This is a genomic window from Kineococcus xinjiangensis (assembly GCF_002934625.1).
Classification (GTDB): Bacteria; Actinomycetota; Actinomycetes; order Actinomycetales; family Kineococcaceae; genus Kineococcus_A; species Kineococcus_A xinjiangensis.
The window spans coordinates 78,732-101,756 of record NZ_PTJD01000012.1 but is presented as its reverse complement, the minus strand read 5'-3'; the positions used below and the strand labels follow the sequence as shown (position 1 = coordinate 101,756).

Genomic DNA, 23,025 nt, shown 5'->3' with positions numbered 1-23,025 from the left:
GGCGGAACAGCCCGGCGGACCGCCCTGAACCGGGACGCTCACACCGACCGCTGAACCCGCTTCCCCCCAATCCGGAGTGCAGAATGGCCACACACGACGTCGCTCTCAAGGTCGCATCCGAACTCTCCGTCGGCAGCACCGACCTCGAGGTGCCGGTCAAGAAGAACGGCCGTCGTTACGGCGTCCTCACCATCAGCAGCAACGGTCTGCAGTGGAACCCCTCCACGAGCCGTCCGCCGGTCGGCGTCTCCTGGGACGACCTGCAGGACGCCCTGACCGCTGCCGCTTCCGGTGGGGAGGCCCCCGCGGCGAAGTCCGGCGGGCGTGCGGCGAAGTCCGCCCCGGCGAAGAAGCAGGCCTCGAGGTCGGCCGCCAAGTCCGTCCCGGCGCCGGTCGTCGAGGAGGCGCCCGCGCCCGCCGCGGAGGAGGTGCCCGCCGCCCCGGCGAAGAAGCAGGCCTCGCGGTCCACCGCCAAGCGCGGTGCGCAGAAGCCGGCCAAGGCCGACGTCGCCCCCGCGGCCGAGGAGACCCCGGCCGCGAAGACCGCCGCCAAGGCCCCCGCGAAGTCGGCGGCCAAGAAGTCGGCTCCGGCCAAGTCCGCTCCGGCCAAGTCGGCTCCGGCGAAGTCCGCGGCCGCCACCGTCGACGCCCGCGCGGTGCGCGAGTGGGCCGCGGAGAACGGCATCACGGTCGCGTCCCGCGGCCCCATCTCCACCAGCATCATCGAGCAGTTCCAGGCCGCCACCCGCTGAGCGGGCCGGCGCGGGTGCCCCCTGGCGGGGCGCCCGGACGCACGGGCACCTGAAACGCACGACGGGGGCGCCGGTCCGATCGGACCGGCGCCCCCGTCGTGCGTTCGGCGTCCCGCCTGCGGCGCCCCGGGCGATCGGCCCTCAGCGCTGCACGCGGCGCGCACGCCGTCGCCGGCCCGGCACCGGCAGCACCGGCGGAACGCGCTCCGCCCCGAAGATCTCGGCGCAGATGCTGAGGTAGAGCCGGTCCGGGACCGGCAGCCACTTCACGACCCGCAGGGCCTGGTCCTGCCCCGCGGACTCCATCACGAACTCGCCGTAGTGCAGCAGGCGCCCCAGCAGCGACTGGTTGTAGCTCATGTCGGTCACCTTGATGACCGGCATCATCGCCACCCTGCGGTTGAGCACGCCGTAGCGCAGCAGCAACCGGCGGTCCGTGGCGATGAACCAGTCGGCCCGCCACTCCAGGAAGCGCCACAACGTGCGCAGCAGGAGCGCGAACCACGCCAGCCAGAGCACGTCCCGCAGGTAGGGGATCACCGGCGCCACCACGTCCAGCCACAGCACCAGGGCGAAGCCGGCGACCACGCTCGCCACCGGCTCGGCGAGCTGCGCGGGGTGCCGCCGCACGGCGACGACGACCCGCTCGCTGGGCAGCAGGTAGCGCGACAGCGGGCCGACGACGTCCACCGGCAGCACCGTGCCGGCGCCACCCGTCTCGATGGCTCCGACCTCGACGGCGCCGATGTTGGCAGCGCCGATGTCGATGGCCCCGGTGGCGCGCTCGTCGCCGTTCACCGGCTCGTGACGGGGCACGCCCTCCTGCCCGCCGAACCCCGGCTCGGGCGCCCTGTGTGCTGGCACGACGCGCCTCAGCTCTGCAGGATCCGGTCGAAGAAGTTGAAGATGCTGCTGATCGCCGTGCTGATCCAGTCACCCACGCTGCGCACCGCGCTCGCGGCCTGCTCCGGCGACTTGTAGACCGCGTACAGCGCGAAGATCACCACCGTCCACCACAGGATCTTGCGCCAGTTGATCTTCATCCTTCATGCCTCCCCGATTGACGTGCCTGGATGGTGCTGACCCTGCGTGCTCACCCTGGACCCTGATGTGCACGCAGGGTCAGCATGCCTGATCTTCATCGTCACGCCGAGTGTCCGGGCCGTTCTCGTGCCGTCACGTCGGTGGATTCCCGCCCCGACGGGACGGCGACGGTGGAGGGACCGGTCCAGGAGGCCTCAGACGATGCCGTAGAGGCGGTCCCCCGCGTCCCCGAGCCCCGGGACGATGTAGCCGTTCTCGTCGAGGCGCTCGTCGACCGCGGCCGTGACGACGGTGACGCGCGCCTCCCCCTCGAACGCGGAGCGCACGACCTCGACGCCCTCGGGGGCGGCCAGCAGGCACAGCGCCGTCACGTCGACGGCACCGCGCTCCAGGAGGAACCCGATGGCCGCCACGAGGGTTCCGCCGGTGGCCAGCATCGGGTCCAGCGCGAAGCACTGCCTGCCGGAGAGGTCCTCCGGCAGACGGGTGGCGTAGGTGGTGGCCTGCAGCGTCTCCTCGTCCCGGATCATCCCCAGGAAGCCGACCTCCGCCGTCGGCAGCAGGCGCACCATGCCGTCGAGCATGCCCAGACCGGCGCGCAGGATGGGCACCACCAGCGGCTTGGGCGCGCTCAGGCGGACGCCCGTCGTCTGCGCCACCGGCGTGTGGATGGGGAACGGCTCGACGCGCACCTCCCTCGTCGCCTCGTAGGCGAGCAGGGTCACCAGTTCGTCCGCGAGGCGGCGGAACGTCGGCGAGTCCGTGCGCTCGTCCCGCAGCGCGGTGAGCTTGTGCGCGACGAGGGGATGGTCGACGACGTGCAGGCGCATGGCGGAGAACCTACCCGGACGGGCCCCCGCGCCGGGCTCTCCCGGTCCGGGACCGCGCGAGTCCGCCGTCGCGCGCTTGCCTCGACCGGCGTGGCGGGGGGTGCCACGATGCTTCCGTGCCCTACTTCACCGCCGTCCTGGCCTCCGACTCCTCCGGGTGGCGCGCCCGCGACGTCGACGTCCCCGCGGGTTCCCTCGAGGAACTGGCCGACGTGCTGCGCGCGGCCGCCGCGGGGGACAGCCCCGTCCTCGCCGCCATCGAGAGCGAGGACGAGTGGTTCGCACTCGTGCGGGCCGACGAGGGCGGCGACGTCCGCTTCTTCGTCTCCGACGCCCCCGCGGCCTCCTCGGGCAGCTACGGCCCGCTGTTCTCCGAGGAACTGCTGGAGACCGACTTCCCCCGCCCCGCCGCGGCCGCCACCGCGGACGGCGACGAGGACGCGGAGGACGCTGACGGTGACGACCCGGAGGACGGCGTGCGTCCGGTCGCCGAACTCGGCGGCGAGCCGGCATGGGCGGGGGACCCCGCACTCCTGGCGGACCTCGGCTGCCCGGCGGACGACCTCGTGGAACTGGCCGAACGCGGCGACGACCCCGCCGCCGCCCTGGTCGAGGTCGGGGAGCGCCTCGGCTGCGCGGACGTGATGGAGTCCCTGCGCTGACGGGGCTGCGCGTTCCGCCGCAGTACGAGGAGTGGATGCGGCTGGCGCTGGAGGAGGCGCGGGGCTGCCTGCGCACCGGCGACGTCCCGGTCGGCGCGGTGGTGGTCGACGACGCCACGGGCGCGGTGCTGGGCAGCGGCCGCAACGCCCGGGAGGCCGACGCCGATCCGACGGCGCACGCCGAGGTCCTCGCGCTGCGGGCGGCCGGCGCCGGCCGGGGCGAGTGGCGGCTGGCCGGCTGCAGCCTCGTGGTGACGCTGGAGCCCTGCACGATGTGCGCGGGCGCCCTCGTGCTGGCCCGCGTCGACCGCCTCGTGCTCGGCGCCTGGGACCCCGCGGCGGGGGCGGCGGGCTCCCTGCGCGACGTGGTGCGCGACCGCCGCCTGAACCACCGCGTCGAGGTCGTGGGCGACGTGCTGGCCGGGGAGTGCGCGCAGTTGCTCCGGGAGTTCTTCACCGAGCACCGGCGCTGAGGCGCCCGCACCACGCGCACCTCACCACTGCCGCCGCCCCTCGCCGTGTATCGTTTCCCGCGGTGGCGTGTCCGAGCGGCCTAAGGAGCACGCCTCGAAAGCGTGTGAGGGGGCAACTCCTCCGTGGGTTCAAATCCCACCGCCACCGCTCGTGACCGAGGGCCCCGCACCGGATGGTGCGGGGCCCTCGGTCGTCCGCGGCGTTCCGGCCCTAGGGCGCCGGGGCGGGCGGGCACCCTTCGGGCAGCGGCGGAGCGGGTGCCGGGAGGAGCGCCTCCTCCGGGGCGAGCTGCTCGTAACCCTGCCCGAGCACGAGCGCCACGTCCGCAGCCGCCGGGTCCTCCCGCAGCAGCGCACCGGGAACGCGGACCGCGAGGGCGTGGGCCGCGGGCGCCGCGGCAGGCGGGAAGACGATGTGGGCGCTCTCCACGACGGGTTCCCCGCCGCTGTTGGCGACGTTCGTCACGAGGAAGCCGCGGCGGCGCAGTTCCTCGGCGACGTTCCCGGCCAGCCCCCGCCGGTCCGTGGAGTTGAGCACCCGCACCCGGACGTCCGCGGGTGCCGCGACGGGCTGGACCGGGACGCTGCACGAGGGCTTCGCGGGCGCGGCCACCTTCCCCGGGTCCAGGTCCAGCTGCCAGCGCCCGGTGACGACCATGGCCGCCCCCGCGCCGACGGCCAGGACGAGGAGCACGACGAGCAGGAAGACGATGCGCTGGCGCCGGATGCGGCGCAGGCGCTTGCGGCGGGCGAACTCCTGGCGCTGCTCCCACTCGGCCTCGTCGGCGGCGTCCCAGCTCTCGCCGTCCCAGTCCTCGCCCTCGGCGTCCCAGCTCTCGCCGTCGGGTGGTTCGTCGGACAGGGCCTCGTTCGGGCGCGTCGCCTCCGGATCCCCGTCGTCCCGGGCGCCCCCCGGGGCTCCGCGGCCGCCTCCGCCGCGCACTCCGCCGTCCGGCACGTGCACCCCTTCCCTCGTTCCAGCCCGCCGGTCCACCCCGTCCGGCGGCGCGGGTCCCCGAACCCCGGTCGCGACCCCGGCCCAGCAGCAGTGTGGGCCAGGACCCGCCGGTCCGGGAGCAGACGCGTCAGTCCGGCAGCACCAGCACGCGCGCGTGCAGCACCGCCCGCTGGTGCAGCGCCGAGCGCACCGCCCGGTGCAGGCCGTCCTCCAGGTACAGCACGCCCCGCCACTGCACCACGTGGGCGAACAGGTCGCCGAAGAACGTGGAGTCGTCGGCGAGGAGGGCGTCGAGGTCGAGCGTGCGCTTGGTGGTCACCAGTTCGTCCAGGCGCACCTGGCGAGGGGCGATGTCCGCCCACTGCCCGACCCGCACGTACCCGTGGTCGGGATAGGGGCGCCCCTCCCCCACGGCCTTGAAGATCACCTGCTCAGTCTAGGAGCGATGCGGTGGACGCAGGCGGCGTTCGGCCCGACCGCGCGTCGTGTCGGCGACGGGCCGCGCGCGGTGGGGCCGGGGAACGGCAGAGGGGCCCGCACCTGCCGGTGCGGGCCCCTCGGGGGCGGAGGATAGGGGATTTGAACCCCTGAGGGCGTTAACCCAACACGCTTTCCAAGCGTGCGCCATAGGCCACTAGGCGAATCCTCCGTGGAGGAGCCTACCGCGACTGTCGGGGTGCGTGCTCCCCGGGCCTGCGGGCCGTCGCAGCGCACGCACCGGCACCCGGGAGCGGTGGGAGCGGTTGGCCGCGGCCCCGCGGCGCGGTCTACAGTGGGCGCGGCCCCCCGCGTGGTGCCATCCTGCTGAACCCCCCCAGGGCCGGAAGGCAGCAAGGGTAGGGAGGCTCTGGTAGGTGCGCGGGGGGTCCTGCACGTCCGCATCCGTGCGGACGACGGGCGGCCCCGGCTGTCGTCCGGCAGAGCTAGCCTCTGCGGGTGTCCACCGCCCTGTACCGCCGGTACCGCCCGGAGTCCTTCGCCGAGGTCATCGGTCAGGAGCACGTGACGGGCCCGCTGATGCAGGCCCTGGGCAAGGGCCGCATCACCCACGCCTACCTCTTCTCCGGCCCCCGCGGCTGCGGCAAGACGACCAGCGCCCGCATCCTCGCCCGCTGCCTCAACTGCGCCCAGGGCCCCACCCCCACCCCGTGCGGGGTCTGCGACTCCTGCCGCGAGCTGGCGCGCGGCGGGCCGGGCAGCATCGACGTCGTCGAGATCGACGCCGCCAGCCACGGCGGGGTGGACGACGCCCGCGACCTGCGCGAGCGCGCCACCTTCGCCCCGGCGAGGGACCGCTTCAAGATCTACATCCTCGACGAGGCCCACATGGTCACCCCGCACGGCTTCAACGCCCTGCTGAAGACCGTGGAGGAACCGCCGCCGCACGTGAAGTTCGTCTTCGCCACCACGGAGCCGGACAAGGTCCTCACCACCATCCGCTCCCGCACCCACCACTACCCCTTCCGCCTCGTGCCGCCGTCGCAGCTGTCCGCCTACCTGGAGGAGCTGTGCACGCGCGAGGACGTCCCCGTCGGCAAGGGCGTCCTGCCCCTGGTGGTCCGCGCGGGCGCGGGCTCGGTCCGCGACTCCCTGTCGGTGCTCGACCAGCTCATCGCCGGTGCGGGGCAGGACGGCCTGACCTACGACCGGGCGGTCGCCCTGCTCGGCTACACCCACGCCTCGCTGCTGGACGACGTCGTCGAGGGGCTCGCCGCTCAGGACGCCGCCACCGTCTTCCGGGTGGTGGAGCGCGTGGTGGACTCCGGGCAGGAGCCCCGGCGCTTCGCCGACGACCTCCTCCAGCGACTGCGGGACCTCGTCATCACCGCCGCGGTGCCCGACGACGCGGCGGCGGTGCTGGGCGTGCCCGAGGACCAGGTGGACCGGCTGCGCGCGCAGGCGGCCCACTTCGGGCGCGCGGAGCTGTCCCGGGCCGCCGACGTGGTCAACGCCGGGCTGGCGGAGATGACCGGCGCCACCTCGCCGCGGCTGCAGCTGGAGCTGCTCTGCGCGCGGCTGCTGCTGCCCGCCGCCGACGGGGCCGACGGTCTGGGTGCTCGGGTCGACCGGCTGGAGCGCCGCCTGGCCGCCGGGGCGCCGGCCGCTACCGCTCCTCTCGCGCCCGCACCCCGGGTCGGGCCGCCTGCCGGTGCCGCACCGAGCGCCGCTCCGGCCCCCGCGCCCGCCACCCCCGAGGCCGAGGCACCCGAGGCCGCCACCCCCGAGGCCGAGGCACCCGAGGCCGAGGCGCCCGAGGTGGCTGCACCCGCGGCGGCCCCGGCTGCAGCTCCGACTCCTCCCCAGGCACCGGCGACCCAGGCTCCGGCACCGGCGGCCCAGGCACCGGCTGCCGATCCGGCGCCCGCGCAGGCCGGCACCGCCGACGGCTGGCCGACGACGCGCCTCCCCGGCAGCGGGGCAGCGCCGGGGCAGACCCCGGCCCCGGCCGACGGTGCCGCCGAGGTGCCCGCCGCGGCGCCCGCCCCGCCCACCGGTGGCGGCGAGGAGGTCGAGGTGGTCCGCCGCCTCTGGACGGACGTGCTGGACCGGCTCTTCCGGCTGAAGCGGGGGGCCTGGACCCTGGTCTCGGAGAGCGCGACCGTCGCGGGCTGCCGCGGCGGCGTCCTCACCCTGCAGTTCAAGACCTCCGGGCTCGCCGCGACGTTCTCCCGCGGGACGTACGCGGACTACCTGCGCGAGGCGCTGCTGGACGCCACCGGCCTCGACTGCCGCGTGGAGGCGGTCTCGGCCGACGGGCAGTCCGCCGGCGGGCCGCAGGGCGGGCGGCGCGGTCCCGCCCGTCCCGCCCCCCGCAGCGCCGCCCCGCGCACCACCCAGCCGCAGCCCACCCAGCCGCAGCAGACTCCGCCACAGCCCGCCCAGCCGCAGCGCACCCCGGCCGGCCCCCCAGCGGGCGGACCTCCCACCGCCGCCCCGTCGCAGCCGGGCCGCCCCGAGCAGCCCGCACGCCAGGCCGGGCCCGCGCCCGAGCCCCCGGCCGCGGTCGTGCCCGGGCCGGACGACGACATCCCGTGGCCCGACGCGCCGATCGACGACCCCGGGGAGGAGCAGCTCAGCGCCCCCCGCCGCAGCCGCCCCGAGCAGCCCACCCCCGAGCAGCCCGCCCCCGCCCAGGCCACCCCCGCCCAGGTCCCCACCGGGCGTCCCGCGGCGCGCCCCGCACCGTCGGGTCCGGGCCCGCGTCAGCGCCCCGTCGCACCTTCCTCGCCGCCCGCGGCGGCCCCGGCGGCCCCGGCGGCCCCGGCGGACGACGAGCCGAGCCGCGACGACGTCGACGCCGAGGACTCCCCGCTGATGGGGCCGGCGGTCGTCGAGCAGATCCTCGGCGGGCGGGTCATCTCCACCGACGAGTAGCTGCGGCCGTCACCGCCCCGGACGCAGCCCGCCCGGGCGGCTCCCGGCCGGGCTGCGCTGTCCGCCCCAGGACGTAGGCTGCGGTCCGTGTACGAGGGAGTGGTCCAGGACCTCATCGACGAGCTGGGCCGGCTCCCCGGAGTGGGTCCCAAGAGCGCGCAGCGGATCGCCTTCCACCTGCTGCAGGCGGACCCCGCGGACGTGCAGCGGCTCGCCCACGTCCTCACCGAGGTGAAGACGCGGGTCCGCTTCTGCGAGGTCTGCGGGAACGTGGCGGAGGAGGCGCGCTGCCGGGTGTGCCGCGACCCCCGCCGCGACGTCTCGGTCATCTGCGTGGTGGAGGAGTCCAAGGACGTCGTCGCCATCGAGCGCACGCGGGAGTTCCGCGGCAGGTACCACGTCCTGGGCGGCGCCATCAGCCCCATGGAGGGCGTGGGCCCGGACGACCTGCGCATGCGGGAACTGCTGAGCAGGCTGTCCGACGGCGAGGTGCAGGAGGTCATCCTCGCCACGGACCCGAACCTGGAGGGCGAGGCCACCGCGACGTACCTCGCCCGCCTGCTGCGCCCGATGGGTCTGCGGGTGACGCGGCTGGCGTCCGGGCTGCCGGTGGGCGGTGACCTCGAGTACGCCGATGAAGTTACGCTCGGCAGAGCATTCGCTGGCAGGAGGTCACTTGATGCCTGAGCAGGACCTGGAACTGCTGGCCGTCGCGGGCACCACCGCGCTGGAGGCCCAGGGGTACCTGGACGCCGTCACCGAGGTCGCGACGGGCCGCATGAACGACACCGCGATCTCGGTGCTGCTCCTGGCCGTCAGCCAGGTGCTGCTCACGGGTGCGCGCCTGGGCGCGATCGGCGACTTCGTGCCGGTGGAGCGGTTCGAGCCCGACTCCGGTCCCGACCCGGACATCGACCCCGTGCGCGTCGGCCTGGCCAACGTCCTGGAGGGCCTCGACGAGTACGCCGACGTGGCGGACCCGCTGACCGATGCGCGGCTGGTGCCGGGGTCGCTGTCCGACGACCTCGCCAGCGTCGCCGCCGACCTCGTCCACGGGCTGCGCCACCACCAGGCGGGCCGGGTCGAGGAGGCGCTGTGGTGGTGGCAGTTCTCGTACCTGTCCTCGTGGGGGCTGCGGGGCACGGCCGCGCTGCGGACGCTGCAGTCGCTGCTGGCCCACCTGCGCCTGGACGTGGACGCCGAGGTCGCCGCGGGTGCGGAGTTCGACGCCCTGCACTCGCTCTGAGCGCCCGGAACCCCGTGGGACCGGAAACTTTCCGGCCTTCTCCCCTGTTCGGCCCGCTGCACTGAAAACTGGTCGGAAGTACTTCTGCGGCTCAGTAGGATGGTGCCTCGTGGCTCTCGTGGTGCAGAAGTACGGCGGTTCCTCGGTCGCAGACGCCGAGGGGGTCAAGCGCGTCGCCCGGCGCATCGCCGAGACGAAGCGGGCCGGTCACGACGTGGTCGTGGTCGTCTCCGCGATGGGCGACACGACGGACGAGCTGATCGACCTCGCGCAGCAGGTCACGCCGATGCCGCCGGCCCGCGAGCTCGACATGCTCCTCACCTCCGGTGAGCGCATCTCGATGGCGGTGCTGGCCATGGCCATCAACAACCTCGGCCTGGAGGCGCGCTCCTTCACCGGCAGCCAGGCGGGCGTCATCACCGACTCCGCGCACGGCAAGGCGCGGATCATCGACGTGACGCCGGGGCGCATCCGCACCGCCCTCGACGAGGACGCGATCGCGATCGTCGCCGGGTTCCAGGGCGTCAGCCAGGACACCAAGGACATCACCACGCTCGGCCGGGGCGGCTCCGACACCACCGCCGTGGCGCTGGCCGCCGCGCTCAAGGCGGACGTCTGCGAGATCTACACCGACGTGGACGGCGTCTACACCGCCGACCCGCGCATCGTGCCGACCGCCCGCAAGATCGACCGCATCACCAGCGAGGAGATGCTGGAGATGGCGGCCAACGGCGCGAAGATCCTCATGCTGCGGTGCGTCGAGTACGCCCGGAACTACGACCTGCCCATCCACGTGCGCTCCTCCTTCAGCCACCACGAGGGCACCTGGGTGACCGACGGCCCGGTCCCCGCGCACCTGACGTCGAACCCCCAGTCCAGCCAGGAGGGCACCGTGGAGCAGCCGATCATCGCCGGGGTCGCGCACGACCGCAGCGAGGCGAAGATCACCGTGGTGGGGGTGCCGGACACCCCCGGCACCGCCGCGCAGATCTTCGAGGCCGTCGCCGAGGCGGAGATCAACATCGACATGATCGTGCAGAACGTGTCGGTGGCCGCCTCCGGCCGCACCGACGTCTCGTTCACCCTGCCGAAGGCCGAGGGGCAGACGGCCGTGGCCGCCCTGGACCGGGTCAAGGCCGCGATCGGGTTCGAGCGCCTGGAGTACGACGACCAGATCGGCAAGGTCTCGCTCATCGGGGTGGGGATGCGCTCGCACCCCGGCGTCTCCGCGAAGTTCTTCAAGGCGCTGGGCGAGCGGAAGATCAACATGGAGATGATCAGCACGTCGGAGATCCGCATCTCCGTCGTGACGCGCGCGGACGAGCTGGACGACGCCGTGCGCGCCGTCCACAGCGCGTTCGAGCTGGACGGCGAGGCCGAGGCCACGGTGTACGGAGGGACCGGACGATGAGCACCCAGGAGAGCACCGTGAGCGACCAGAACGGCACCGGCCGCAGGAACGGCAAGCCCACCCTCGCCGTCGTCGGGGCCACGGGCGCCGTCGGCTCGGTGATGCTCGGGATCCTCACCGAGCGCGAGGACGTGTGGGGCGAGATCCGCCTCGTCGCCTCCGCCCGCTCCGCCGGCAAGGTGCTGCGCGTGCGCGGCGAGGACGTCGTCGTGCAGGCCCTGACCCCCGAGGTCTTCGACGGCGTGGACGTCGCGATGTTCGACGTGCCTGACGAGGTCTCCGCCGAGTGGGCGCCGATCGCGGTGGAGCGCGGCGCGGTGGCCGTGGACAACTCCGGCGCCTTCCGCATGGACCCCGACGTGCCGCTCGTGGTGCCGGAGGTCAACGGCGAGCAGGCCCGCAACCGGCCCAAGGGGATCATCTCCAACCCCAACTGCACGACCCTGACGATGATGGACGCCCTCGGCGCCCTGCACGCCCGCTGGCGGCTCACCGAGCTCGTCGTCGCCTCCTACCAGGCCGCCTCCGGCGCGGGGCAGCCCGGCGTGGACCGCCTCTACGACGAGCTGGAGGTCGTCGCCGGGAACCGCGGCCTCGGGCAGCGGGCCGGGGACGTCGCGGAGGCCGTCGCCGCCAAGCTCGGCGACGGGCCGTCCCCCTTCCCTGCTCCGCTGGCCCTCAACGTGGTCCCCGTCGCCGGGTCCGTGAAGGACGGCGGCTGGACCAGCGAGGAGCTGAAGGTCCGCAACGAGTCCCGCAAGATCCTCGGCATCCCGGACCTGAGGGTCTCCGCCACCTGCGTGCGGGTGCCCGTGCAGACCACCCACTCCCTCGCCGTGCACGCCACCTTCGCGGAGGAGATCACCGTCGAGGAGGCGCGCGCCGCGCTGGAGGCCGCCCCCAGCGTGGAGGTCCTCGACGACCTCGCCGCCGGGGTCTTCCCGACGCCCGCCGGCACCGTCGGCGGTGACCCCACGGTGGTGGGCCGGCTGCGCCAGGCGCTGGACTTCCCCAACACCCTCGACCTGTTCGTGTGCGGCGACAACCTCCGCAAGGGGGCGGCGCTGAACACCGCGCAGATCGCGGAGCTCCTCGCGGCCGAGTTCACCGCCTGAGGTCCGCGACCTGAGTTCCCCCCAGCGCGCCGGCGGCCCGGCGAGCGGCATCGAGGTGCTGCTCGCCGGGCCGCTGCGCTTCCTGCTGCCCCGTCCCGCCCGCACGACGGGTGCGGTGCGCAGCGCCGAGGCCGGGGCGAGCGCCGGGCACCTCGTGCAGTCGGCCGGGGTCCCGCTGACCGAGGTGGGCCGGATCCTGCTGGACGGGGCACCCGCCGGCCCCGGCACCCCGGTCCCGGCGGGGTCGCGACTGGAGGTCGAGCCGGTGTCCCGGCCGGAGGCGGTGCCGGCGGGCGGCTTCCTCCTCGACGTCCACCACGGCACGCTGGCCCGCCGGTTGCGGCTGCTGGGGCTGGACGCCGCCTACCGCAACGACGCCACCGACCCGGAACTGGTCGAGCAGGCCGTGGCGGAGAACCGGGTGCTGCTCACCCAGGACCGCGGGCTGCTCATGCGCCGGGCCCTGCCGCGCGGGGCGCTGGTGCGCGGGAGCGCCCCGGCCGCGCAGCTCGACGACGTCCTCGACCGCTTCGCCCCCGCCCTGGCGCCGCTGTCGCGCTGCCCCGCCTGCAACGGGGTGCTGCAGGACGTGGCGAAGGCGGAGGTGGCGCACCGGGTGCCGCCGGGCACCTGGCGCAGCTACGAGGAGTTCCGCGAGTGCACCGGGTGCGGGCGGGTGTACTGGCGCGGGGCGCACGCGGGCGAGATCGAGCAGGTGCTGCGACGCGCGGGCGCCGCCGACCGGTGATCCGCCGGGTGGTGGGCGGTCCGGGCCGCGGGCAGGCTGGATCCATGAGCGGACGCGAGGACGACGAGAAGAACGGCATCCCGAACCCGGAGACGGGGGTGGGCATCGGCGCGAGCGACGAGCCGAGCACCTTCGAGCCGGAGGAGACGGCCGAGGACGCTTGATCCCCGCGGGATCCACGGGTGCGACACCGAGGTGTCGCACCCGTGGATCCCGTCAGGATCGTGCGGAGCGGCTCGCGGCGGGAACCGCCCGGGCGGGCTGCGACGATGGGGCCGTGAGCGCCACCCTCGTCGCCAAGGACCTCGCCGCCGGCCACGGGGAGCGGATCCTCTTCTCCGGCCTCGACCTGGTCGTCGCCCCCGGTGACGTCGTGGGCCTCGTGGGCGCCAACGGAGCGGGCAAGTCCACGCTGCTGCGCCTGATGGCGGGGTTGGACGCGCCCGCGGCGGGCTCGATCTCGCTCAGCCCGCCCACGGCCGCGGTCGGCTACCTGCCGCAGGAGCCCGAGCGCCGGCCGGGCGAGACGGTCGCGCAGTTCCTCGCGCGGCGCACGGGCGTGACCGCTGCCCAGGACGCGATGGACGCCGCGGCGCAGCGGCTGGCCGAGGGCGCGCCGGGCTCGGACGACTCCTACTCCGAGGCGCTGGAGCGCTGGCTCGGCCTCGGCGGCGCCGACCTCGACGAGCGCAGCGCGGAGGTGGCCGCCGACCTCGGCCTCGACGTCTCCCTGGAGCTGCCGATGACGGCGCTGTCCGGGGGGCAGGCGGCACGGGCGGGTCTGGCGTCGCTGCTGCTGAGCCGGTTCGACGTCTTCCTGCTGGACGAGCCCACCAACGACCTGGACCTGGACGGCCTCGCCCGCCTGGAGCGGTTCGTGCAGCAGCTGCGGGCGGGCACCGTGCTGGTCAGCCACGACCGGGAGTTCCTGGCCCGGACGGTGGACCGGGTGGTCGAGCTGGACCTCGCGCAGCAGCTCGTCCGGGTGGTCGGCGGCGGCTACGAGGCGTACCTGGAGGAGCGGGAGGTCCAGCGCCGCCACGCCCGCGAGGAGTTCGAGGAGTACGCCGACACCCGGACGGGGCTGGAGTCGCGGGCGCACGCGCAGCGGGCGTGGATGGAGAAGGGCGTGAAGAACGCTCGGCGCAAGGTGAAGGACAACGACAAGATCGGCCGCAAGTTCCGCAGCGAGGCCACGGAGAAGCAGGCGGCGAAGGCCCGCCAGACGGAGCGGCGGATCGAGCGGCTGGAGGTCGTCGAGGAGCCCCGCAAGGAGTGGCAGCTGCAGATGAGCATCGCCGCCGCGCCGCGGGCCGGGGCGGTGGTGGCGACGCTGCGGCAGGTGGTGGTCCGGCGTGGGGGCTTCGCGCTGGGTCCGGTGGACCTGCAGGTGGACTGGGCGGACCGCATCGCCGTGACGGGGCCGAACGGCTCGGGGAAGTCGACGCTGCTGGCGACGCTGCTGGGCCGGCTCGCGCCGGACTCGGGTTCGGCGTCGCTGGGAGCGGGGGTCGTCGTGGGGGAGGTCGACCAGGCGCGGGGTCTGTTCCTGGGACCGGACCCCCTGGTGCGGGCGTTCGCGGACGCGGTGCCGGAGATGGCGACGGCGGAGGTGCGGACGCTGCTGGCGAAGTTCGGGCTGGGCGCGGCGCACGTCCTGCGGCCGGCCGCGGAGCTGTCGCCGGGTGAGCGCACCCGCGCGGCGCTGGCGCTGCTGCAGGGGCGGGGGGTGAACCTGCTGGTGCTGGACGAGCCCACGAACCACCTGGACCTGCCGGCGATCGAGCAGCTCGAGCAGGCCCTGGAGTCCTACCCTGGAACGCTGCTGCTGGTGACCCACGACCGGCGGATGCTGGACGCGGTGACGACGACCCGCCGCTGGCGCGTGACAGGCGGAACGGTGCACGAAGAGTGATCGCCTTCTAACCACTCGTGACCGTTCGTGGCGGACGTGTCACGACACGCGCCCGGTGATCGCCACAAGCTTGACGTGAACGTCCACGTCCCCTTCTCTCTTCCACCATGTCCCTACCCGGCGCCCTCCTCCTCGCGGCAGCCCCCGACACGGGCGCTCTCGCGAACATCGAGAATGCGATCGACAGCGTCTTCGCGCCTGTCACCAAGGCCATCAGCTCGGTGATCTTCTACACCGTCACCATCGGTGGAGCGACGTTCCCGCTCATCGTGGGCTGGCTCGTCCTCGCGGGCATCATCTTCACGATCTACTTCAAGGGCATCCAGGTCCGCGGCTTCAAGCACGGCGTCGACCTGGCGCGCGGCCGCTTCTCCGAGGCCGACGCCCCTGGCGAGGTCACCCACTTCCAGGCCCTGACCAGCGCCGTCTCCGGCACCGTCGGCCTCGGCAACATCGCCGGTGTCGCCGTCGCCGTGACCCTCGGAGGCCCCGGCGCGACCTTCTGGATGATCGTCGCGGGTCTGCTCGGCATGTGCACCAAGTTCGTCGAGTGCACCCTGGGCGTGAAGTACCGCGAGGTCCACGAGGACGGCACCGTCACCGGCGGCCCCTTCCGCTACCTGCCCGTGGCCTTCAAGAAGTTCGGCCCGCCCGCCGTCGGCAAGGTGCTCACCGGCATCTTCGCCATCGGGCTGTTCTTCTTCGGCGTGGCCGGCGGCAACATGTTCCAGGCCAACCAGACCTACGCGCAGATGCGCAACGTCACCGGCGGCGAGGACGGCCCCCTCGGCAGCGACGTGGCTGCCCTGATCTTCGGCATCGTCCTCGCGCTGCTCGTCGGTGCGGTCATCATCGGTGGCATCAAGTCCATCGGCCGCGTGACTGCCCGCCTCGTCCCGGCCATGGCGATCCTGTACCTGCTCGGCTGCCTCGTGGTCATCCTGGTCAACATCACCCAGGTGCCCGCGGCCATCGCCGCCATCTTCGCGGGCGCCTTCTCCCCCGAGGGTGTCACCGGCGGCGTGGTCGGCGCGCTCATCATCGGCTTCCAGCGGGCCGCGTTCTCCAACGAGGCCGGCGTCGGCTCCGCTCCCATCGCGCACGCCGCGGTGAAGACCCGCCACCCCGTCTCCGAGGGCTTCGTCGCCCTGCTCGAGCCGTTCATCGACACCGTCGTCATCTGCACCATGACCGCGCTGACGATCATCATCGCGAGCCCGACGCGCTGGGTGGACGCCCGCGCCGAGGTGGCCGCGACGGGCAGCATGAGCGAGGACGGCGTCGTCCTCACCTCCGACGCCTTCGCCGAGGTCATCTCCTGGTTCCCGGTCCTGCTCGCGATCGCCGTGGCGCTGTTCGCCTTCTCCACGCTGATCACCTGGAGCTACTACACCCAGAAGGCCTGGACGAACCTCTTCGGCCGCACCAAGACGAGCGAGCTCATCTTCAAGGTCGTGTACCTGCTGTTCACGATCGTCGGGACGGTGCTGACCTTCAGCGAGGTCCTCAACCTCGCCGATGCCATGCTCTTCGTCTGCGCACTCGTGAACATCGCGGGTCTCTACCTGCTGATGCCCGTCGTGAAGAGGGAACTGCGCGACTACATGGAGCACCGGCGCAAGGGTCACATCACCAAGGAGGACACCGCGCCGCTCACCTGACCGACCCGCACCCCCACCTCACGGGCGGGGACGTTCCGCGGCGACACACCGGCGTGTCGCCTGCCGAACGTCCCCGCCCGTTCGCGTGCCCGGGGGCGTCCCGGTTGGACCGGTCCCCGCAGCGCGTGAGAGCGTGGTCAGCGCAGGCACCGCAACGACGCGGTCGTGCAGTCCACGACCAGCACTTCCCGCGGAGCCCCTCTCGTGCCCCTCGCACTCCTCGCCCTCGCCGTCGGCGGCTTCGCCATCGGCACCACCGAGTTCGTCGCCATGGGCCTGCTGCCGGAGATGGCCGCCACGTTCGGCGTGTCCATCCCGACCGCCGGCTGGATCATCACGGCCTACGCCCTCGGGGTCGTCGTCGGCGCACCGACCCTCACCGCCCTGGCGCACCGGTACTCGCGCAAGCACGTCCTCATCGGGCTCATGGTGCTCTTCACCCTCGGCCACGTCGCCACCGCTCTGGCGCCGACGTTCGGCCTGCTCGTCGCCGCCCGCGCCGTGAGCGCCCTGTCCCACGGGGCGTTCTTCGGCGCGAGCGCCGTCGTCGCCCGCCACCTCGCCCCGCCCGGGAAGCAGGGACAGGCGATGGCGCTGGCCATCACCGGGCTCACCGTCGCCAACATCGTCGGCGTCCCGCTCGGCACGGCGCTGGGCCAGCAGTACGGCTGGCGGCTGACGTACGCGGTCGTCGCCGGCATCGGCCTGCTCACCATCGCCGCGCTGGCGCTGCTCGTGCCCGACGTCCGCACGCCCTCCGCGGGGCTGCGCGCGGAACTGTCCGCGTTCTCCCGCGCCCAGGTGTGGCTGACCATGCTGATCACCGTCATCGGGTTCAGCGGCCTCTTCACCGTCCTGAGCTACATCGCCCCGATCCTCACCGACCTCGCCGGCTACTCCCCCGGCAGCGTCTCGTGGCTGCTCGTGCTGTTCGGGGTGGGCGCCACCGCGGGCAACCTGCTCGGGGGCCGGCTGGCGGACTGGTCCGTGCCGCGCACGCTGCTGCTGGGGCTGTGCGCGCAGACCGGCGTCTTCGCCGTGTTCGCCGTGGCGGGCGGACGTCCCGTCGTGGCGGCGGCCGCGGTGTTCGCGTTCGGCTTCGCCGGGTTCTCGATGTCCACGGCGATCCAGACCCGCGCCATCGTCGCCGCCGGGGGCGGGGCGAGCATGGTCGCGGCGGCGCAGCAGGCGGGGTTCAACATCGGCAACGCGATGGGGGCCTTCCTCGGCGGGCTCGTGCTCGACGCGGGCCTGGGGTACCGCTCCCCGATGGTGGTCGCGGCCGGCCTCACCCTGACCGGACTGGCGGTGGCGGCGCTCGCGGGGTGGCTCGACCGCAGCGGGCGCGCCCCCCTGGAGCCGGCGCCGGCTCGACCGGGGGAACCCGCCGCCACGACCGGCTGAGATCGCGCGTCAGGCCGCGCGACGCCCCAGCGGGACGGCAGCGCAACACCGGCCCGGACGCTCACGGCGCAGGGACGACGACGGGGACGGCGGGGCGGGGTCGCCCCCGTCCCGCCGTCCCCGTCGTCGCGTCGGTTACTGCGCGGCAGCCTTGGCGGCGTCGACCGCGGCCGGTGCCACGGCGTTCGGACCGCCGAAGACCCAGCCCTTGCCGCTGAGCCGGGGAGCCTGGGCCTGGAGGTACTGCGTGGTCACGGTGCCGAGGGTCGCCTCATCCGCCGTGAACAGCAGCGGCACGCCCTTCGAGCCGGAGATCGGCGCTGCCGAGAGCGCGTCGATGGCGGCGCCGTCGCTCCCGCCGACCAGCGCGATGCTGTTCGGGTCGAAGTTCTCCTTGGCGACCGCCTCCTCGGCGACGAGGGCCGCGGTCTCCTGCCGCGAGTTGCCGGCGATGCGCTGGGTGGCCTTCAGCGACGCGTAGGTGGCGTCGGAGACCCGACCGGTGCCGCCGACCACCGTGCGGTTGGTGGACTGCAGCTTGTCGAGCGCAGCCTGCGTGGCCGCGGGAACCGAACCGGCCTCGGTCAGGAGGATCGGGTAGTTCTTCGCCCACGCGATCGGGCCGACGGTGAGGGCGTCCGCGGTGGACGTCCCCGAGGCGATGAACACCCGCTCCGGCGCGAACTGGTCCTCCACGAGCGCCACGGCGGCGGCGGTCGCGTACCGGTCGGGGCCGGCGAGGCGGTTGACCGTCATCCCCGCGTCCCTCCAGGCCTGCACCTGGCGGGCGGAGACCACGTTCTCGCCGCCAACGACCCAGATCTGCTTGGCGCCCAGGCGCTGCAGCTCCGCCTGGCTGACCGCGGGCAGGTTGTTGGTGGTGGTGTAGAGGATCGGCGCGGCCTTCAGCCCCGACAGGTACGAGGCGGTGAGGCCGTCGACGGTCGCCGTGCCGTTGACGATGACGACGTCGGTGGCGGACCCGGCGTTGGGGTAGAGCAGCTTCGAGGCGGCCACGGCGGTCTCGTAGCGGTCCGGCCCGGAGATGCGGGTGCTGAAGTCGAAGCCGGGAGCGGCGCTCGCCGGGGTGATGGACAGGACGAGGCCTGCTGCCCCGGCGAGGGCGACGGCCGCCGTGCGCAGGCGGCGGTTTCGGGGCTGGGTGCGGGTCGTGGTCATGATCGTCTCCAAGGGTGTGTGCGGCCGGGGCTCAGGTGGTCTTGATCTCGCCGTTGAGGCCGGCCGGGTAGAACCCGCCCTGGCTGACCCCGGCGCCGGGCGTGAGGTAGACGATGTTCATGACCTGCGACGGAGTGCGGGAGAAGGCGATGCCGTTGTCGTCGGTGGGGACGAGGTTGGCGCGCATGGCCTTCGGGTTTCCGGTGACGATGCCCTGGTCGAGGTCCTCGGGACCGTCGAGGGAGTCGCGGGCGTCGGAGATGGCGCCGGCTGCGGCGACCATGCCCCGGTCGTACATCTGGGTGCGGATGATGCCCGCGTGGTACGCCTCGACGGCGAGGATGCCCGCCGCGGCACCGATGAACTCGGTGTTGCCGATGAGGGGGGCCGCGCCCTTGTACGCCGTCACGCCGACGTCCTCGAAGAGGAACGCCCCGGCCAGGAAGGCCTCCTCGCTGGCGAACGGGTCGAACGTGGCGCCCGCCGGGATCAGGCCCGCGGCCTGCGCAGCCCCGGAGAAGCTCTCCTGGAGGTTGATGGCGGGACGGGAGACGGCGGCGGCGCCGAGACCGGTGCGCAGGAACTTCACGTGCGCGATCTCGTCGGCGGCGATCTCCTCCGCGATGTAGCGCATCTTCCGGCTCTTGAACGGCACGCGGTGCCCGCCGGTCACCGGACCCTTGGTGCCGGTGCCGTTGGTGAGGCTGTCGGCGATGCCGTGGCCGAAGGCGGCGAAGGAGTAGAACTCCGCCTCCAGGTACTCCAGGTTGAGCGCGAAGTTCAGCACGGCCCCAGCGCTGGGAGCGGCGGTCGCGGCGGAGGCGGCGGAAGCGGCCCCGGCACCGGCGAGCCCGGCGCCCACCGCGCCGGCGCTGAGCAGGCCGGCGGAGCGCAGGAAGTTCCTGCGGTCAGTGGCGTTCTCGGCACTGCGGTTGATCATGTCGATGACGAGCGACTTGCGGAACATGGACCATCCTCGATTCTCCCGGCCCGTACCGCAGCGCTGCAGTCGTGGCCGATCGGGCCGTCACGCACCCCGAGGGCCCGCAACGACGTGACGACTCCCCCCGTTCGAGCTGGAGCCGTACCCACTTCGTAGCAGGAGTGACAGCGGATGGCCAAAGATGCAGAAGTTTTCGGACCTCTACCGCGGGACCGGCTGGAGGGCTCCGCGCAGGCGGACGACACCGGGGCCGTAGCGCTCGTCGAGCTCTCGCTGCTCGGAGACCCGGGCCACGGGCACCCCCACCTCCACCGTCCCGGTGAGGACGTCGACCGAGCCCCAGGAGCCCTCGTACCGTGCGAAGACCTCATCGGCGATGCGCTGCACCTCCGCCTCGGTGCGCTGAGCAGGGCTGATGCAGAGGGCGCCGCCCCACACCTCGCGGACCGCCGCCTTCATCGCCTCCCGGTCGCCGACGGTCCGGACGTTGAGGACGACGCGCTGCGGGTCGTTGGCGAGCTCCTCGGGGATGTCCGTCCCAGGCGCTCCCGCGGGCAGGTTCTGGTCCATCCACGACCCGGCGTAGCCCTCGACGGCCTCGGCGCGGGCCGCCCCCGCTGAGAAGGCCTCGTCCGTGGCCCGGGCGGGATCGACGGGCTTCCAGCCACCGGGCGGGGTGGGGCAGGGGCTGCCGAAGTCGTGCTCGCGCGGCTCCTCGGACGCCAGGACGCCCCCGGCCGCCGCGGGCGGGCGTGGCGGCTGTGTCAGGGTGAGGGTGTCGCCCTCGACGGTGCCGACGACGAAGTAGTCGCCGTAGCGGCTGCCCGCCTTCGACTCGTACGACCCCGGCTCCAGCGCCGACCAGTCCCACCCGGCCAGCTCCAGCCCCCGGCACTGCGGCGGGTCGGAGGCGGCGACGGCGCCCGTGCACAGCTGCGGGTCGTGCGAGGAGTCCTCCAGCACTAGGCCCACGGCCCCCAGCGGCCCGTCGTAGCCGTCCGGCACCAGGTGCGGGGAGGGGGCCGGCTCGGCCGGGGCGGGGCCGGTCGAGGCGGGCGGGGCGGGCTCGGGCGGGGCGGGCGCCTGCACGGCGGCGCGCCCCGGGCCGCTGGGCTCCTGCCCGCACGCGGCGAGCAGCAGGCAGGCGAGCAGGACGCCGGGGCCGGTGCGGGCTCTCATGGGACCTCCGACGCAGCGACGGGCACGGGCGTTCCCCGGCTTGCGGGGACGTTCGGGCGACGACACGCGGCGCGTCGCCTGCGCAACGTCCCCGCCCCGCGCTCACTCCCCCGAGGCGGGGACGTTCGGCCGGGCGACACCGGCGCGTCGCCCGCACAACGTCCCCGCCCCGGGGTGGCACCCCACCCAGGGGCGGCAGTCACCCGGGGCGGCGTCAGGGCAGGTGGCGGCGCACGAAGTCCAGCTCGACGCGCATCTGCCGCACCCGCTCGTCGTCCACGAGGGAGCCGTGCCCCGCGTCGTAGCGGTACACCTCGTGCGCGGCGCCGCGGGCCCGCAGCGCCTCCAGGTAGTTCTCGATCTGCCGGATCGGGCAGCGCGGGTCGTTCTCCCCCGCCAGGACCAGCACCGGCGCCCGCACCGCGCCCACGTACGTCAGCGGCGAGGAGTCCCGGTACTTCTCCGGTACGTCCGCCGGGGAGCCGCCGAAGAGGGAGCGGTCGAAGGACTTCAGCCCCTCCATCTCGTCCTCGTAGGCGGCGACGTAGTCCGCCACGGGGACCCCGGCCAGGCCGAGCGCCCACCGCTCCGGCTGCGTGCCCAGCCCCAGCAGGGTCAGGTAGCCGCCCCAGGAGGCGCCGGCCAGCACCAGCCGCTCCGGGTCCGCGACGCCGGTGGCGACGAGGTGGTCGGCGACCGCGGCGATGTCGGCCAGCTCCGTGTGCCCGACCCGCTGCTCCAGGGCGTCGCGCCACGCCGAGCCGTAGCCGGTGGAGCCGCGGTAGTTGACCTGCACCACCGCGCACCCCGCGTCCACCCACGCCGCCGCGTAGGCGCGGAAGGAGTCCGTGTCGTGGTGGGTGGGCCCGCCGTGGGCCTCCACGACCAGCGGCAGCGGCCCCACGGCGCCCTCGGGCCGGCGCAGCAGCGCGTGGATGCGCCCGCCCTCGCCGTCCACCCACACGTCCTCCACGGGCACCGAGGGCGGCGCGACGGCACCGGTGGGCCGCAGCAGCACCTCCCCGGCGAGGTTGCGGACCGCGGTGGGCTGCGCGGCCGACGACCACGCCAGCCACACGTCGCCGTCGGGACGGGCCGTCGCCGCCCACACGCTGCCCTCGGTCGGGCCGATCGGCTCGGCGGCACCGGTCCCGACGTCCACCCGGTGCAGGAGGGTGCGGGCGTCGTGGTCGACGAGGACGACGAGGCCGCGGCCGTCGTGCGTCCACTCCGCCGCCGCGACCTCCCCCGGCACCTCCAGCCGGACCTCCTGCTCGGTGTCGGCGAGGACGTCCCACACGAGCAGCTCCCCCCTGCCGCGCCGCTCGTGCAGCACCAGCAGGCGCGGGTCGGCCGAGCCGTCGGGACGGGCCGGGGCGAAGGCCAGCGGGTTCAGGCCCTTCCCGGGGCCGTCCCACTTCTCCGCGACGGTCCCGGCGCCCTCGACGCGCAGCACCCGCAGGGCGTGGTGGCGGGAGTCGCCGTGCTCGCTGTGGGCGATCGCCACGAGGGCGTCGTCGGCGGACAGGTCCGCCACCCAGGCGTCCTCCCGGTGCTCGTAGAGCAGCCCCGGGGACCCGCCGGGGACGAGCACCTCGATGCGGGTGCCGTACTCGTCGTCGTTGCGCCCCACGACCACCACCCCGGTGCGGCCGAGCGCCAGGCCCGCGGAGTACGCGGGCAGGAGGCCGAGGGGGTCCTCGGTGGGGATCTGGGGGCCGGTGCCCCACGGCTGCCGCCGCCAGACGCCGTGCTCGTCGCCGGCGGTGTCGTCGAACCACCAGACCCACTCGCCGGCGGGGTCGATCGTGACGTGGGAGGTGCCCTCCGGCCGGGACGTCGCCTGCGTCAGCTCACCCGTCGCGGCGTCCCAGCAGTGCGCCTCCAGCACGCCGCCGACGGTGGCCTCGACGACCGTGCGCTGCGGTGCGAGCTCCGCCCACTCCGGCAGGCCGATCCGCCCGGCGCGGAAGCGCTGCTCCCAGCGCGGGACCTCCTGGCCGGGCTCCGCGGGGGCGTCCGACGCGGGGCTCGACCCGAGGGGCACGGCCGGGTCGGCGGCGAGGTGCGCGGGCTCCCGGTCAGCGACGTCACTCACGGTCCGATCCTGTCACGGCCTGCCCGGCGCGC

21 protein-coding genes, 2 tRNA genes, 1 other RNA gene and 1 pseudogene are annotated in these 23,025 nt (G+C 74.3%); 14 read left to right on the top strand and 11 right to left on the bottom strand.

Annotated features, from left to right (window positions below; translation table 11 throughout):
- Window positions 1-175 precede the first annotated feature (175 nt).
- Window positions 176-685, bottom strand: coding sequence for a pentapeptide repeat-containing protein (locus tag CLV92_RS23245; protein ID WP_425433583.1), 510 nt, complete (start codon window positions 683-685; stop codon window positions 176-178).
- Between CLV92_RS23245 and CLV92_RS23240 the strand changes: the two are divergent.
- Window positions 654-752 (top strand): annotated as a pseudogene (locus CLV92_RS23240) (Lsr2 family DNA-binding protein); the annotation flags it as partial. The gene CLV92_RS23245 and the pseudogene CLV92_RS23240 overlap by 32 nt on opposite strands.
- 141 nt (window positions 753-893) lie before the next feature.
- Here CLV92_RS23240 and CLV92_RS15870 read toward each other — a convergent pair.
- The 3 genes from CLV92_RS15870 to upp all read right to left on the bottom strand — a co-directional run bounded on the left by CLV92_RS15870 (window position 894) and on the right by upp (window position 2,626).
- Entirely contained in the window at window positions 894-1,616 is a 723-nt protein-coding gene (locus CLV92_RS15870) for a PH domain-containing protein (RefSeq protein ID WP_211291176.1), read from the bottom strand.
- Window positions 1,617-1,624: 8 nt separating this feature from the next.
- Entirely contained in the window at window positions 1,625-1,795 is a 171-nt protein-coding gene (locus CLV92_RS21800; RefSeq protein WP_170112768.1) for a hypothetical protein, read from the bottom strand.
- 195 nt (window positions 1,796-1,990) lie between these two features.
- Window positions 1,991-2,626 (bottom strand): uracil phosphoribosyltransferase, encoded by a 636-nt coding sequence (upp, locus tag CLV92_RS15865; RefSeq protein WP_104434292.1) that lies wholly within the window; start codon window positions 2,624-2,626, stop codon window positions 1,991-1,993.
- A 116-nt stretch (window positions 2,627-2,742) separates the two neighbouring features.
- Here upp and CLV92_RS15860 point away from each other — a divergent pair, with 116 nt between their 5' ends.
- From CLV92_RS15860 to CLV92_RS15850, 3 genes are all read left to right on the top strand, one after another.
- Window positions 2,743-3,288 carry a tRNA adenosine deaminase-associated protein gene (locus CLV92_RS15860; protein ID WP_104434290.1) on the top strand — a complete coding sequence of 182 codons (546 nt, stop codon included), beginning with the start codon at window positions 2,743-2,745 and terminating at the stop codon, window positions 3,286-3,288.
- A gap of 5 nt (window positions 3,289-3,293) precedes the next feature.
- The gene (tadA, locus tag CLV92_RS15855; RefSeq protein ID WP_342762352.1) at window positions 3,294-3,761 is read left to right on the top strand and encodes a tRNA adenosine(34) deaminase TadA; all 468 of its coding nucleotides are present in this window, start codon (window positions 3,294-3,296) and stop codon (window positions 3,759-3,761) included.
- Window positions 3,762-3,822: 61 nt separating this feature from the next.
- Window positions 3,823-3,909: transfer RNA gene (locus CLV92_RS15850), tRNA-Ser, on the top strand.
- Between the two features lie 63 nt (window positions 3,910-3,972).
- On the opposite strand, the gene CLV92_RS15845 is transcribed toward CLV92_RS15850, so the two are convergent.
- The 3 genes from CLV92_RS15845 to CLV92_RS15835 all read right to left on the bottom strand — a co-directional run bounded on the left by CLV92_RS15845 (window position 3,973) and on the right by CLV92_RS15835 (window position 5,368).
- On the bottom strand, window positions 3,973-4,719 hold the full coding sequence (locus CLV92_RS15845; RefSeq protein ID WP_146099588.1) for a LytR C-terminal domain-containing protein: 747 nt from the start codon (window positions 4,717-4,719) through the stop codon (window positions 3,973-3,975).
- Between the two features lie 127 nt (window positions 4,720-4,846).
- Window positions 4,847-5,146: a type II toxin-antitoxin system VapB family antitoxin gene (locus tag CLV92_RS15840; protein WP_104434284.1), complete on the bottom strand. Its 300-nt coding sequence runs from the start codon at window positions 5,144-5,146 to the stop codon at window positions 4,847-4,849.
- Between the two features lie 137 nt (window positions 5,147-5,283).
- A tRNA-Ser gene (locus CLV92_RS15835) sits at window positions 5,284-5,368 on the bottom strand.
- A gap of 128 nt (window positions 5,369-5,496) precedes the next feature.
- On the opposite strand from CLV92_RS15835, the gene ffs reads away from it, so the two are divergent.
- From ffs to CLV92_RS15785, 10 genes are all read left to right on the top strand, one after another.
- Window positions 5,497-5,593: signal recognition particle sRNA small type (ffs, locus tag CLV92_RS15830), an RNA gene on the top strand.
- Window positions 5,594-5,655: 62 nt separating this feature from the next.
- Entirely contained in the window at window positions 5,656-8,094 is a 2,439-nt protein-coding gene (locus tag CLV92_RS15825; RefSeq protein WP_104434282.1) for a DNA polymerase III subunit gamma and tau, read from the top strand.
- A gap of 87 nt (window positions 8,095-8,181) precedes the next feature.
- Complete coding sequence (gene recR / locus CLV92_RS15820) at window positions 8,182-8,781, top strand: recombination mediator RecR (protein ID WP_104434280.1); 600 nt, start codon at window positions 8,182-8,184, stop codon at window positions 8,779-8,781.
- Window positions 8,774-9,340 carry a DUF5063 domain-containing protein gene (locus tag CLV92_RS15815; protein WP_104434278.1) on the top strand — a complete coding sequence of 189 codons (567 nt, stop codon included), beginning with the start codon at window positions 8,774-8,776 and terminating at the stop codon, window positions 9,338-9,340. The genes recR and CLV92_RS15815 overlap by 8 nt, the downstream gene beginning before the upstream one ends.
- A 109-nt stretch (window positions 9,341-9,449) precedes the next feature.
- Entirely contained in the window at window positions 9,450-10,751 is a 1,302-nt protein-coding gene (locus tag CLV92_RS15810) for an aspartate kinase (RefSeq protein WP_104434276.1), read from the top strand.
- A 17-nt stretch (window positions 10,752-10,768) separates the two neighbouring features.
- Window positions 10,769-11,866 (top strand): aspartate-semialdehyde dehydrogenase, encoded by a 1,098-nt coding sequence (locus CLV92_RS15805; RefSeq protein ID WP_245886884.1) that lies wholly within the window; start codon window positions 10,769-10,771, stop codon window positions 11,864-11,866.
- Window positions 11,867-11,921: 55 nt separating this feature from the next.
- Window positions 11,922-12,614: a Mut7-C RNAse domain-containing protein gene (locus tag CLV92_RS15800; RefSeq protein WP_211291175.1), complete on the top strand. Its 693-nt coding sequence runs from the start codon at window positions 11,922-11,924 to the stop codon at window positions 12,612-12,614.
- 277 nt (window positions 12,615-12,891) lie between these two features.
- On the top strand, window positions 12,892-14,529 hold the full coding sequence (locus tag CLV92_RS15795; protein ID WP_104434270.1) for an ABC-F family ATP-binding cassette domain-containing protein: 1,638 nt from the start codon (window positions 12,892-12,894) through the stop codon (window positions 14,527-14,529).
- Between the two features lie 107 nt (window positions 14,530-14,636).
- Window positions 14,637-16,190 carry an alanine/glycine:cation symporter family protein gene (locus CLV92_RS15790; protein WP_104434268.1) on the top strand — a complete coding sequence of 518 codons (1,554 nt, stop codon included), beginning with the start codon at window positions 14,637-14,639 and terminating at the stop codon, window positions 16,188-16,190.
- Between the two features lie 204 nt (window positions 16,191-16,394).
- Window positions 16,395-17,594: an MFS transporter gene (locus CLV92_RS15785; RefSeq protein ID WP_104434266.1), complete on the top strand. Its 1,200-nt coding sequence runs from the start codon at window positions 16,395-16,397 to the stop codon at window positions 17,592-17,594.
- Between the two features lie 135 nt (window positions 17,595-17,729).
- On the opposite strand, the gene CLV92_RS15780 is transcribed toward CLV92_RS15785, so the two are convergent.
- From CLV92_RS15780 to CLV92_RS15765, 4 genes are all read right to left on the bottom strand, one after another.
- Window positions 17,730-18,773 carry a cell wall-binding repeat-containing protein gene (locus tag CLV92_RS15780; RefSeq protein ID WP_104434264.1) on the bottom strand — a complete coding sequence of 348 codons (1,044 nt, stop codon included), beginning with the start codon at window positions 18,771-18,773 and terminating at the stop codon, window positions 17,730-17,732.
- Between the two features lie 31 nt (window positions 18,774-18,804).
- Complete coding sequence (locus CLV92_RS15775; protein ID WP_104434262.1) at window positions 18,805-19,740, bottom strand: ferritin-like domain-containing protein; 936 nt, start codon at window positions 19,738-19,740, stop codon at window positions 18,805-18,807.
- A gap of 177 nt (window positions 19,741-19,917) precedes the next feature.
- The gene (locus CLV92_RS21795; protein ID WP_170112767.1) at window positions 19,918-20,895 is read right to left on the bottom strand and encodes a hypothetical protein; all 978 of its coding nucleotides are present in this window, start codon (window positions 20,893-20,895) and stop codon (window positions 19,918-19,920) included.
- 214 nt (window positions 20,896-21,109) lie between these two features.
- A complete protein-coding gene (locus tag CLV92_RS15765) occupies window positions 21,110-22,993 on the bottom strand; it encodes a prolyl oligopeptidase family serine peptidase (RefSeq protein WP_245886878.1) in 1,884 nt (627 codons plus the stop codon).
- Between the last annotated feature and the right edge of the window lie 32 nt (window positions 22,994-23,025).